The sequence below is a fragment of the Nostoc spongiaeforme FACHB-130 genome (genome assembly GCF_014698475.1).
Lineage (GTDB): Bacteria > Cyanobacteriota > Cyanobacteriia > Cyanobacteriales > Nostocaceae > Nostoc_B > Nostoc_B spongiaeforme.
Genome location: NZ_JACJTB010000054.1, coordinates 12,721 through 25,484, shown reverse-complemented (window position 1 = coordinate 25,484; position 12,764 = coordinate 12,721). Strand labels below are relative to the sequence as shown.

13 protein-coding genes are annotated in these 12,764 nt (G+C 39.2%); 7 read left to right on the top strand and 6 right to left on the bottom strand.

The genetic code is table 11. The features are described 5' to 3' along the window. Positions 1 to 64: 64 nt before the first annotated feature. Both H6G74_RS26890 and H6G74_RS26885 read left to right on the top strand, forming a co-directional pair. Complete coding sequence (locus H6G74_RS26890) at positions 65 to 439, top strand: DUF1257 domain-containing protein (RefSeq protein ID WP_190970554.1); 375 nt, start codon at positions 65 to 67, stop codon at positions 437 to 439. A 145-nt stretch (positions 440 to 584) separates the two neighbouring features. After that, positions 585 to 992: a DUF1257 domain-containing protein gene (locus tag H6G74_RS26885; protein ID WP_190970553.1), complete on the top strand. Its 408-nt coding sequence runs from the start codon at positions 585 to 587 to the stop codon at positions 990 to 992. Positions 993 to 1,008: 16 nt separating this feature from the next. On the opposite strand, the gene H6G74_RS26880 is transcribed toward H6G74_RS26885, so the two are convergent. From H6G74_RS26880 to H6G74_RS26855, 6 genes are all read right to left on the bottom strand, one after another. Continuing rightward, positions 1,009 to 2,241 (bottom strand): WD40 repeat domain-containing protein, encoded by a 1,233-nt coding sequence (locus H6G74_RS26880; RefSeq protein ID WP_190970552.1) that lies wholly within the window; start codon positions 2,239 to 2,241, stop codon positions 1,009 to 1,011. Positions 2,242 to 2,279: 38 nt separating this feature from the next. Then, entirely contained in the window at positions 2,280 to 3,068 is a 789-nt protein-coding gene (locus H6G74_RS26875; protein WP_190970551.1) for a GUN4 domain-containing protein, read from the bottom strand. An 8-nt stretch (positions 3,069 to 3,076) separates the two neighbouring features. Next, on the bottom strand, positions 3,077 to 3,679 hold the full coding sequence (locus H6G74_RS26870) for a hypothetical protein (RefSeq protein WP_190970550.1): 603 nt from the start codon (positions 3,677 to 3,679) through the stop codon (positions 3,077 to 3,079). A 139-nt stretch (positions 3,680 to 3,818) separates the two neighbouring features. Next, positions 3,819 to 5,378, bottom strand: coding sequence for an Hsp70 family protein (locus tag H6G74_RS26865; RefSeq protein WP_190970549.1), 1,560 nt, complete (start codon positions 5,376 to 5,378; stop codon positions 3,819 to 3,821). 96 nt (positions 5,379 to 5,474) lie between these two features. Continuing rightward, the gene (locus H6G74_RS26860) at positions 5,475 to 6,107 is read right to left on the bottom strand and encodes a hypothetical protein (RefSeq protein ID WP_242051361.1); all 633 of its coding nucleotides are present in this window, start codon (positions 6,105 to 6,107) and stop codon (positions 5,475 to 5,477) included. 11 nt (positions 6,108 to 6,118) lie between these two features. Beyond that, on the bottom strand, positions 6,119 to 6,424 hold the full coding sequence (locus H6G74_RS26855) for a DUF2997 domain-containing protein (protein WP_313888518.1): 306 nt from the start codon (positions 6,422 to 6,424) through the stop codon (positions 6,119 to 6,121). Positions 6,425 to 6,638: 214 nt separating this feature from the next. Between H6G74_RS26855 and H6G74_RS26850 the strand changes: the two genes are divergently transcribed. The 5 genes from H6G74_RS26850 (at position 6,639) to H6G74_RS26830 (ending at position 12,758) form a co-directional block, all read left to right on the top strand. Next, entirely contained in the window at positions 6,639 to 7,907 is a 1,269-nt protein-coding gene (locus H6G74_RS26850; RefSeq protein WP_190970548.1) for an STM4015 family protein, read from the top strand. A gap of 186 nt (positions 7,908 to 8,093) precedes the next feature. Beyond that, entirely contained in the window at positions 8,094 to 9,323 is a 1,230-nt protein-coding gene (locus H6G74_RS26845) for a WD40 repeat domain-containing protein (protein ID WP_190970547.1), read from the top strand. Then, on the top strand, positions 9,323 to 10,270 hold the full coding sequence (locus tag H6G74_RS26840) for a HEAT repeat domain-containing protein (protein WP_190970546.1): 948 nt from the start codon (positions 9,323 to 9,325) through the stop codon (positions 10,268 to 10,270). The genes H6G74_RS26845 and H6G74_RS26840 overlap by 1 nt, the downstream gene beginning before the upstream one ends. 50 nt (positions 10,271 to 10,320) lie before the next feature. Beyond that, the gene (locus H6G74_RS26835; protein WP_190970545.1) at positions 10,321 to 11,541 is read left to right on the top strand and encodes a HEAT repeat domain-containing protein; all 1,221 of its coding nucleotides are present in this window, start codon (positions 10,321 to 10,323) and stop codon (positions 11,539 to 11,541) included. Positions 11,542 to 11,555: 14 nt separating this feature from the next. Continuing rightward, positions 11,556 to 12,758 carry an STM4014 family protein gene (locus H6G74_RS26830; RefSeq protein ID WP_190970544.1) on the top strand — a complete coding sequence of 401 codons (1,203 nt, stop codon included), beginning with the start codon at positions 11,556 to 11,558 and terminating at the stop codon, positions 12,756 to 12,758. The last annotated feature ends 6 nt before the right edge of the window (positions 12,759 to 12,764 follow it).

The following is a 12,764-nucleotide window of genomic DNA, read 5'->3' as shown; positions in this document are numbered from 1 at the left end:
CTCTGCGTCTTGGCGGTTCGTTTTTTCATCCAAAATCCCAAATCTAAAATCCAAAATTGGAATTATGTCTCATTTTACAACCATCAAAGTTCAAATCAAACGCGGTGAAGTTCTGCATGAAGTTTTGCAAGAATTAGGTTATCAAGTTGAGTGCAATACTAACGTCCGGGGATATGAAGGAAATACTACTCAAGCCGAGTATGTAATTCGCCAACAAAACGGTTATGATTTGGGCTTTCGCCGCAATGGGGAAAATTACGAAATAGTAGCCGACTTTTGGGGCGTAAAAATTAATCAACCACAATTTGTTAACTCCATCAGCCACAAATATGCTTATAAAACTTTGATGGCAACAGTCCAAGAACAAGGCTTTAATGTTGAAGACGAAGAAGTGTTACAAGATGGCACTGTGCGGGTAGTTGTTGGGCGTTGGGTTTAATTATATTCGTGATCATCAAGATCCCTGACTTCTTTAAGAAGTCGGGGATCTGAACCCTGAACAAATTCATCCGCGCCCATCTGCGGTTAATTATTTTTCCTCTCGTTGACTGTATTGAAAACTGCTATATATTCATCACAAAAACATGTCACACTTTACTAGCATCAAAACTCAAATTAAAAATTCAGCCGCATTAATTAAAGCCTTGGCAGATGTCGGGTTTAAAAATGTTGAACATCACAAGGTAGCACAGCCGTTATATGGTTATCAAGGTGATGTGCGTCCTGAAACTGCGGAAGTGATTATTCGCAAACAATATATTGGTTCTTTGAGTAATGATATCGGCTTTAAGCGCCAAGAAAATGGTCAGTTTCAAGCAATTATTTCTGAGTACGATCGCAGAAAATATAATCAGTCTTGGTTAAATACCTTGATGCAGCGTTATGGATATCACGCCTTGATGGCATCAGCTGAGGCGCAAGGCTTTACGATTGAAGCAGATGAAGTGATGGAAGATGGAACAGTTAGAGTAGTGGTAGCAAGATGGACATAATTAATTTGTGTTGAATTTACCCTGATATTCCCCAAATCTTGATAGTTTTATCAAGACTGGTGCTAACAAGAGTTTTGCCATCAGGACTCAAAGCCATAGACCAAACAATCCCTAAATGTCCTGCTAAATTGTGAATGGTTTCACCTGTTAGTAAATTCCAAATTCTAATCACACCATTCTTTAAACCACCAAACAAAGTCTTACCATCTTGGCTAACACATAATGAATGAATATCATTATCGGCTTCTATGGTAAGTGTATAAATTTTCTTGCTTGTTTCTATATCCCAAACATCAAGTTGAGTTTCTCCTCCACCAATAGCAATTTTGCCATCTGGACTAATAGCAATACAAGAGATTCCTGGTATAGAAATATTTAAACCAAATGTTTCATATCCTAGGGTTGTGAGTTGTTTTTTGCGTTTCCAGTCCCAAACTTTGATTGTCCTATCATTAGTACTGCCACTAATCAGAATTTGACCATCAGCACTCAGGGCAACCTTAACAATATTCATTCCCCAAACGTGACAAGGATGACTACCTAATTTATAGTATTTTCCCAAATGAGGCTGTTGCCAAACATGAATATTTTTATCTTGACTACCACTAATTAAAGTGCCATCAGGAGCAACCACAAGTGATAAAGTAGCGTCAGTATGACCTTTGAGTGTGCGAATTTGTTGCTGGTTTTCTAAATTCCAAATTTTGATTTCATGCCAATCGTTAGCATACAAAGTTTTGCCATCTGGACTAAATGCCAGTCCATAAGGTGCTGATAAACCTTCGCTTAATGTGCAGATTAATTGGCTTGTTTGAATATGCCATAATTTAATAGTTTTATCGTGGCTGCTACTCGCAATAGTTTCTCCATCGGGACTAAATGCGATTCCACATACATCTGATGTATGTCCACTAAAAGTAGTTAAGCATTCAAAAAATTGATAATGATATAAATTGAATTCGGCAATAATTTGTTCAGCACTAACTTTGTTTCTTTGATGTAATAACTTATATCCTACTGCTTTTAACTCTACTGATTCATGTTGCAAACTTTGAATGACTAATTCTACACCTACATCACCATAATCTATTGCTGGTGCGATCGCAGCGATTTTTGCTTCCAGATTATTACTTAACAGGCGATATTTAACACCTTCAATTCCGCCGAGAACTAACCCATTTACAGGAGGTGGTGTTTGTCCTCCCAGCACAACATCATATCCTCGCGGTTGCTGGAGATTTTCTGGCATTATTGTTTCCTTGACACTAATACCAGTGTTCCCAAATTTCAGATGATGTTACATCTGGCTAATTTCTCTGCAAGTGCAGATAAGGTTCTGCAACCTGTCCAAAAGTCACCTAAACCCCAACCGATAAATGCACCGCCACGGGGTAGATGTCCGACACTAGCATTTAAATCAAATTGCAAATCGTTCCAATAACGCCAACTACCTTGAGAAAACCATCCGACACCTTTACCAAAACGACACCAAGCTTCCCAGTCAGGGTTAGCTGTACCGCCAACTTTTTGCCAAATATAAGTTTGGACTGCAAAGCCAAAGCGGCCATTACTAGATTTTTGCCAGAGAGTTTCAATGATGTTTAAATCTGCACAGGGAAATTTTTCAATGTCTGTTGGATCTAAACATCCTTGTTGTGTGCGATCGCAAATTTGCAGCATCATAGCGGCAGTTTCTTGATCTGCATCTCGCCATTTTCCCGCAGTCAGTAATTTTTGTAAATTGCTGTAATTTATGCCAACCGCAGAGATTAAGGGAGGTTCGGTGTCTAAAGAGGATTGTAATTTTGCTAATGCTTGTTGTCCCAGCAGTGATGATATTGTTAATTGCAGTTTTTCAGATTCAGGATTGATAATTTCAAACACCAGCCTGATTCCCGCTTCACCATATTTTAACGCTTCCGCAACAGCCAGAACTTGCTCTTCTACAGATACAGCACTAGTCAAACGCCGTTTCACACCTGCAATACCACCTAAAACTACTCCATCTTTTGGCGGTGGTATTTTTCCACCCAGAACTGCATCATATTCTCGCGGTTGATTGAAATTTTCTGACATTGCGGTTGTTATTTAGAGAAGGCTTGCACTCTATCAATACAGCCCCGGCTTACTGCTTCTCGTAAAATATCTGTGATACCTCGTCGTTTAAAGTACAGTGCTGCATAGTTACGTTGTATCTGTGTACCGTTGAACAGGTAATGTCCGATTCTGTCTTTACCCTCATGAGTATCAACTAAGCCAAGTGTAAAGTCAATTAACTTGCAAGTGGCGCTATTGCGATCGTGTTCTAAATTATCCATTAGTGTATCGATATCAGACACGCCGCCAGCACGCGCCATCGCCACAAAAGCATCATATCTGTCAATTTTATGGCTATATTCTTGTAGTATTTCTTGCACTATAGGTTCTGGTCGAGAAGCAAGTAGGGAATAAGCTGCATAGCGGACTTTCCACAATCTATCTTCTAACGCCCAGATTACCAGTTCTAAACCTGCTTCGCCATACTTGAGGGCTTCTTCTAGTGCGGCAATTTTTTGTTCAACTACCGAATTTGCCAACCGTCTTTTAACACCTTCTAGTCCCCCTAAGACTACAGCACCAGGAGGGGCATTTTCTTGACCGCCAAGCACAGCATCATACACTCTGGGGCGATTATAATTTTCTTTCATCAAGTTTTTAGTATTGAGCCTACTACTTAGTATTCCCCATTACTAAGGTTAGGCGATCGCATCCCTCATTTTTTTCCAACTCGCTATTAAGATTATTTTTGAAACGAACCGCCGAGACGCAGAGGGCGCAGAGAGGGGATTATTTGAGTTTAGCGATCGCACCTCTATTTACTAACATTTTTCCCGTCAATAAATCCTTAACTGTTACTACTAAAACCCGTTGTTCGTTGACTTCAAATTGTGCTTGGATTCTGTCGATTCCGGTTTGTCCTGGTGGTTCAAGATAAGCGACACATACTTGTTGATGATGGGTTTCTAGGGAACGATAGCTATCTTGTTTGATTAAGTGAATACTCGTCATTCTGCCTTGTTCATCATAAGCAACTTCCGCTTGGGAAACTTCGGCAACTTCACCGATGTCAAGGCGAATTTCTCGCTGTCCTTCGGTGGCTACTTGCAATGTTAAAGCTTCAGAACGCGCCCCTGGATATTTTGCTCCTTTTTCAATTAAAGTCAAATAAGAATAAGTTTTACTGTGGGGTTCCCAAAGGCGAATCGCGTAACTGTGGCGGAGGTAATCATCAACTGCTACCATTTTGCTTAATGCTAATGCGCCATGTGCGACAGCTTCAAAGGGTTTATCTAACTTGACTTTTTGTCTACCAAAATAAGAAATTACTAATTGTTGAATGGCGGGGATTTGACAAGTACCGCCGACAAGTAACACTTGTTCTATAGATGATTTACTGATACCTTTAGTAAGTGCGATCGCTAATACTTCATCAATAGCTTGTCTTAACTGTTCTAATAATTGTTGATTTTCTAAAATTTCGCCTAACTCGTCCCGATGTAACTGCAATTCATGGGACATGAAATTTTCATCATCAAACCAAGCTTCCTTAGCTAAATCTGTTGTAGAAAGTTGAATTTTTACCTTCTCTGCTACTTCCAATAAATTCATAAAACCGATTTCCCCGACTTCCTCACGGGAAGAACCGATTTTGTGTAAATAATGTTCGACAATCCAAATATCAATATCGACACCGCCAATAAAAGCATCAGACTTGGCGATAACTTCAGCGCGTATTGCTTGCTGTTCGGCTGCTACACTCACAGTCCGCACTAAACTTAAATCCAGAGTTCCGCCACCAAAGTCCACCACCAAAACCACACTACCAGGACGCTTGACGGCATAACCAAGGGCGGCGGCTGTTGATTCATCCACAATTTGCACTGTGGGCATATTGAGTTTATCGCCCAAGTCCCGAAACCAATCAAGATACCTTTCAAACGCACCTACAGGAACGGTAAAAATAACGTGACTTGGCTGCAACTGCTGTTCAACTTGCTGCCAAATCTCCTTCAAAAACAATTCTGAAATAATCTCTGCACTATAACTACTACCATCCAACAGTCGCGGAGGTGGGACAAAATCCGCCGCTAAATCCCGTTTAAAAGCCCGAAAACAGCGTTCCGGCTGGACAAACCCCAAGCGTTTAGCGCGTACCGCTTCACCAAACAAAATGCTATTTTGTCCCTCAACAAACACCAAACTTGGTACAACACTTACCTGTTCCGTCCCCACCTCAAACCGCCGCGACATCCCCTCAAATCGCAAAGTCCGCGGCCTTTGGGTAATCAAATCCGTGGTACAAACAACAGTATTACTCGTACCAAAGTCAATTATTACTGTAGTCATTAGTTATTAGTCATTTGTCATTGGTCATTGTTACAGACTTATCCCCCTCCTCTCCCTTGTCTCCCTTGTCTCCCTCACCCCCTCACCCCCCTTCCTTCACCTCCCCCCCGGCAAAGTCCGACTCACCTTAGCAGGGCAAAGAATTCTCCCTTGATGCTGATAGCCGACAAATCGGATGTAAACTAATTCACCTTCAGTAATATCAGCTTTGTCTGGTTGATGAAGTTGGGAATTATAAGGTACTTGTTCCCAAGGTTTACCAATGAGTTCGTAACCCCATTTACCAAGGAGGTTATCTAGAGGGGTAAACATGGAAAGCAGATTTTTTGCAGGTAATTCAGGTTTCACACTCACCATTTGATGAATGCTGGGATAGTTGGTTAGTAATGTCTGCAATTGTTCAAAGGTGGTAACGCGCAATTCTTCGGTGAGTTGAAGTTGCTGCTGTTGCAATTCTTGATGCAGTCGCAAGCCTTCTTGGTGTAGTGCTTCTTTTTCAGCAGTAATTTGGGCTAGTTTTTGGGCTAAGTCTGAGTATTTTTCTTGCCAGGTAAGGATTTCTGCTTCTAGGAGTTGAATTTGAGATTGTTTGTTGAGTCGCAAGATTTTCGCACCATTGATCATTAGAATTATCAACAGTGGGGAAAAAGTTGCGATCGCCATCACAACCAAGCTTTCTACAGAAAACATTCCGATATCTTGGATATCTGATAAGATATCTGCAATCATTTCTGCCCCTCCTATTTTTGCTTGAGAGACTGTTGTTCTGTTCCTGTAACGTTTTCTTCTCCTTCGTAATATTCAGGAAGCAGTTCTTGGCTTTCCACTTCTCCTAAAGCACCCTCAATTCCCGATGTTGCATTGGTACAACTTACACCAGATCCATTAATCACAGTCTCAGTAATTTTGCCGTCTTTACCAATGCGATACTCAATTTTTTGATACTCTGCCATAACTAAAATATTGATATTTTCTAGGTTTTGCAGCACTACGCAGCTACTTCGTTGTATCACTTTTGCCAGTAAACGGCAATTGTTAACCAGCACAAGCACAAATCAATTATACTAAAACAAATGTACTACTTTAAATAAGATTGCACAATTCTCAAGAACAGTATGTCCAGCATATAAATGTATAGGCAGAACAAGGCGATGGAGATTGAATACCTACACCCTTAAACCCCTACACCCTTACACCCAGTCCCAATAAATAGACAAACTTTGTATACAAACCCTAATAAAACTCAACAGGTGAAGCAAGATGACTAACAATCAAAATCAACCCCAGGATTATGATGCTGTATTAGGAGGACAATCACCACCGCCTATAGATGGGGTTGTGCTGGGAGGAATTGAGGGAATTAAGCGTTGTTTATCAAACCCTGTGGTTAATGTGCGAATGGCAGCACTTAGCGAAGCCTTGAAATATGGTGACGCTGGGTTGGATGTTTTAATTCAAAGTTTACAAGATGAATCAAGATTAGTAGAACGTTTTGCTTATCGACTATTAAAGCCAAGAACAGAATCGCAAGTTAAACAAGCTTTGCAAACATATAAACCTTGGAACTTAGAAGAAAGATTTGATGGGTATCAAGGGTATAAAGGAAATAACGCTACTCAATTTGCTAATCGGCAAGTTGTAGAACTTGATGCAGATGTAAGTATTTCTGAACCTACAAAAAAAGCCTATGCCCTTAGATGCGAGCATTATGAATATGATAATAACTTACCTAGTAAAATAAGTAAACTTCAACAACAACATAACGTCCACAAATTAGAAGCTTTAGTTTTGGGTTTATGGGCAGAAGCATCTGAAAATGTAGATTTGAGTAACGTTATAGCAGCTTTAGTTAATGCAAGAGAATATTTAACAAATCTCAAAGCTGTTTTTATTGGTGATATTGTTTCTGATGAATTCGAGATTTCTTGGATTCAACAAAGTGATATCAGCCCTGTTTTACGGGCTTATCCTCAACTCGAAATTTTACAAGTTCGTGGCGGTGAAGGATTACAATTTAGCCCACCAATTAAAAACAATAATCTCAAAGCATTAATTGTAGAAACTGGGGGATTAAGTAGGGATACCGTCGCACAGATTTGTAATATGAATCTGCCAGCATTAGAACATTTAGAATTATGGTTTGGCTGTGAAGATTACGGTGGAGACTGTTGGGTTGAAGATACACACCCAATTATTTTTGCAGATAAGTTTCCTAAATTAACTTATTTAGGGTTACGTAACAGTCAATTTAGCGATGAAATAGCTAGTGCTATTGTGAGTTCCCCAATTCTTAACTCTATCAGCATCCTTGACCTTTCACTGGGAACTTTGAGTGATGCAGGTGCGGAAGAGTTACTGAATTGTGAAGCGATTAATTATCTAGATATTCTCAATGTGTCAGAAAACTTTTTATCTGAGGAAATGATTGAGAAATTATCAGGTTTGGATGTGCGTGTCATAGCAACTGATCAGAAAGAAGAAGAGGATGATAGCTATATTCACAGCCGCTATTGTTCTGTTGCTGAGTAATGTATTAAGGGTGCATTATGTCCACTTTTAAATATCAGAAGTTTAGAGGTAAAGTTCTCTTTATCAGTTTAGCGATCGCTATTACTCAGTCTGGGAATAAACTATACCTCAAAATAGTACAAAAATACAGAAGTCATACATAGGTTTGATGCGTCGCAGATATTTTAAAAATCAGTAAAACCCAAGATGAATAACAATCCAAATCAACCCAGAGAATTTGATGCAGTGCTTGGTGGAGAATTACCGCCTCCTGTTAGTGGCGTAGTTTTAGGAGGACTTGAGGGGGTGCAGAATCGGTTGCAAAGTGGGGTAGTTGAGGCGCAAATTTCTGCGCTTTCTGAGGCGTTGAATTATGGCGATGTAGGTTTAGAGATAGTGATTCAAGCCTTAAAAAATAAGTCGGGACAGGTGAAATTATCAGCTTATAATATTTTGCGTAGGCGTAGCCAGTCGCAGACATCGCGTGCTGAACCATCCGTCAAAAAAGCACTGCAAGAATTTAATATTTATGAGTTTTTTCACTGCGATTTGACATTACAAGCATATTATCCACAAGTTCATTCTTTAGCTATTAGCCCAGATAGTAAAACCTTGGTATGTGGTGCAGGTGATAACCGTCATCAAAGTATCAATTCCCCAAAAGTCTGGAATTTAGAAACAGGAGAAGAAAAATTTGATTTGCGCTTCAATCATCATCACGCTGGAGATATTAATTGGATAGTTATCAGTCCTGATGGACAAAAGATGGTTAGTGCTGGTGCAGATAAAGCTATCATGCTTTGGGATATAAGTAAGGGTAAATATCTAGGTAAATTAAGCAAACATTCCAATGTAATTTATGCTTTAGCAATACATCCTAACGGAGAAAGCTTTTTTAGTGCAGATGGCAATGGATGTATTAAAATGTGGCAGTGGAATTGGGGTGAGGAAATTGCTACTTTAGAAGGGCATTCTCGCTCAATTTATGCTCTTTGTATATCTCCTGATGGCAAATTGTTAATCAGTGGAGGTGAAGATAAAAACATTAGAATTTGGGACATAAATTCTAGACGTGAAGTTTGGAAAATTCAAGGACATTCTCAGTCAATTCGTTCCCTAGCAATTAGTCCCAATGGGCGTTATTTGGTTAGTGGTAGTGACCAAAGAATCAAAATTTGGGATATGCAAACCGGAAAACAATTATTTTCTTTTTATGGTCATGCTGACTGGGTGCGTTCTATCGTATTTAGTCCCAACAGCCGAACTTTTTTAACTACTGGCGACCAAAATATTAAAGTTTGGGATATAAATTCAGGTAAGAAAATATTTTCATTTCCAGCACATACAGGCGCGATTCGTTCATTAGCATTTAGTTCCGATGGGCAAACATTGGTAAGCGGTGGTGTAGATCATAAAGTCAAGATATGGAGGTTTTAATGTCAGATACTTCTAATCAATTTTTTATTCAACTAGAAAACTGGAAATATCAAGAATTTAATCCTCAAATTGGTATTACCGAGCCTAAAAATTATGCGTATGCAATTCAGTTTCAAACAGAAAATCGCAATCGAAGTCTAAATTTAGAACATTTCAATAGGCTATTACAAGATACGCAAATTAGTCAACTTCAAGCCTTGATTTGTCACATAAGATATAGTTACTCTAATGAAAATACCTCATTTGGAATTGTCTTAGAAGCCATCTGTGATGCTTGTGAACAACTGCCAAATCTGCAAGCATTATTTATCGGAGATACAGAACAACATGAATATCGCAAATCTAAACTCGCAGTTTTTGATATTCGCCCAATTTTAGAAGCATTTCCTAACCTGCAACTACTCAAAGTAAGAGGTCAATTTTATCAGTACCTCTTAGAATGCGAATCTTGCAAGCATGAAAATCTCAAAACACTGATTATAGAAACAGCAGATATTAATTCTGACAATTTTGCTCAAATTTGTGCTTTAGAATTACCAAATTTAGAATACCTAGAATTATGGTTTGGTAGACAGCTACCTCACTCAACATTTGTCATGGATGTATTAGCACCAATTTTAAGTGGTACAAAATTCCCTAACTTGGCTTATTTGGGACTGCGTAGCAGTGAATTTTCTGACTTGCTTGCAGAGGAAATAGTGCAGTCACCAATTATTGAACGCCTCTTAGTACTTGATTTATCAATGGGTAATTTAAGCAGCGCACAAGCTTTATTAAACTGTCCAGCAATCAATCAGCTTCATACCCTAAATATTTCTAATAACTGCTTATCAGAAGGTATGGTTCAACGATTGTTACAACTTAACTGTCAGGTAATTGCAGATGAACAGGAAATTGAGGTAGACAGAGGATGTGGTGCATCAAGATACTCTGCTTTGCATGAGTAATATAGGAATCTGAATTGATTTTTAATTACTACAAATTAACACTAGTCAATATGAATAATCATCCAAAACAACCGCGAGAATTTGATGCAGTAATTGGGGGCGATGCACCTGATAATCGTGCAGTATTAGGAGGGATTGCAGGAGTCAAAAGCCGCCTAGAAAGTGGAGTTTTTGAAGTGCAGGTTGCAGCACTGACTGATGCACTGAATTATGGAAATGCGGGTTTAGATTTAATAATTGAAGCATTGCAAGATTCCTCCCCCAAAATTCATAAAATTGCAGTTGAACTATTGCGAGAAATAGAAGGTAAAGGAAAGCAAGCAGTTTTAGGATGTCAGCCTGGGTTATTTTTTACAACTTTGGAGGATTGGAAAGCAGAAAAATTTAATCCTAATACTGGAATCGCTAATCCATCGGAGACAGCCTACATAGTAAATATCGAACAACTAAAGTTATTATTGCAAGACCCCCAGGTTAATCAAGTTGAAGCTTTAATTTGTCATTTATCTGGGTACGATTGTTATTACGAAGTTAGCCCTGATTTTTATAGTTATGTTGATACCCTTTATGAAGCACGTCAGCATTTAACTAATCTGAAAGCTTTATTTATTGGTGATAGTCGAGACAATCAATACAAAAAATCATATATAGGTGTAGGAGATATAAGTTTAATATTGCAAGATTATCCTAACCTAGAGGTACTACATATTCGTGCTTGCTGCAATGAACTAGAATGTGAAAAACTACAACATCAAAGTTTAAAAACTTTAATTGTTGAAACAGCAAATCTCAGTGATGTAGCAATTTATCGTCTTTGTTCTCTCGATTTACCAGCCTTAGAGTATTTTGAATTATGGATGGGTAGAACTTCTGAAAATAGTTGTGATGATACGATTGATAGTCTCAGACCAATTCTTTTTAGTGAGTCATTTCCAAATTTACAATATTTAGGTTTGCATAGCGATTATGCTGATGCAATAGCTGATGCGATCGCACAATCTTCTTTCATGGCTGAATCTCCCCTTCTCGCAACCCTTGATGTACTAGATTTATCAATGGGAAATTTGACAGACAAAGGTTTGAACGCTTTGAGTGAATCCGAGGCGATTATTAATTTACATACTCTCAATATTGCTCACAACTACGTATCAGAAGAGTTTATTCAGGAGATAAAAGAATCATCCCTGATTGATTGTTTATTAATTACTCATTCTCAAGAAAAAAGAAGTTACGGACATATACCTTCTCGTTATTCGGCGTTATACGAATAAAAAATAATCAGAAAATGCTAAACTTTATCCTCATCGCCAACCCTGAAAATCGCCGTGTCGGTTTCCTCCAACAAGCACTAACTTATTTCAAATTACCACCAGCTACCGTAATAGATTACGCAGACTTAATTTCCGGTAAACAAACCCTCGCACAATTCAACACACCCAACACCATTATCCGCTTCGATTCTCCTGAAAAAAACTTTGATATTGATAAAGCCATCATCGCCGCAGGTTTCAACGTATCGGATAACGGACAACATCAACGCATCAGTCCCGGCGAAGCTATGAAATTAGAATTCGACAAAGGACGCATCCTCTACCCGCGACAGTGGTATTTAGGCTGGCGATATCTCCTGCAAAAATGGGAAACACTCTTTACTCCCCTCCTCGCTTGCGGAGAGAAGTTGCGTGCGGGGGTTCCCCCCGTTGAGCAAACTTCGGGGGAGGGGTTGGGGGTGGGGTACTTCATGAACCATCCCCAAGACATCGCAGTGATGTTTGACAAACTAGCTTGTCACGAAAGATTCAGCCTTCACAATATCCCCGTTCCTCGTTCTCTAGGTAAAATTCACAATTACGAACACTTGCGCGAACAAATGCAAACCCAAGGAATAGAACGAGTATTTGTCAAACTTTCCCACGGTTCCGCCGCGTCTGGAGTCATTGCTTATCGTGTAAATTCCCGTTTTGAATCAGCTATTACCACCGTCGAAAGAGTTCGAGAAAATGGGGAAACTCTACTTTACAACTCCCGAAAAATTAGCCACTATACTCGCCGCGAAGAAATCGCCGATATCATCAACATTTTGACAGCAGAAGGCGTACAAGTTGAAGAATGGTTACCCAAAGCACATTTACAAGGATGCGGTTTTGATGTGCGTGTGGTGGTTATCAACGGTGAAGCACAACATATAGTTGTTCGTCTTGGTAAAAGTCCCATGACAAATTTGCATTTGGGGAATGAACGGGGAGATACTGAGGAATTTTTAGCAAAAGTTGGTGCAGAAAATTGGGAGATGATGAAGCGAACTTGTGAACAAGCAGCAGCGTTATTTCCTGATAGTTTATATTGTGGTGTTGATTTACTAATTTTACCAGATTGGAAAACTCACGCGATTTTAGAGATTAATGCCTTCGGCGATTTATTACCGGGGATTTTGTGGAATGGGATGGATACTTATACGAGTGAAATTAAGGCGATTTTGGAAAAGTAAATGTAG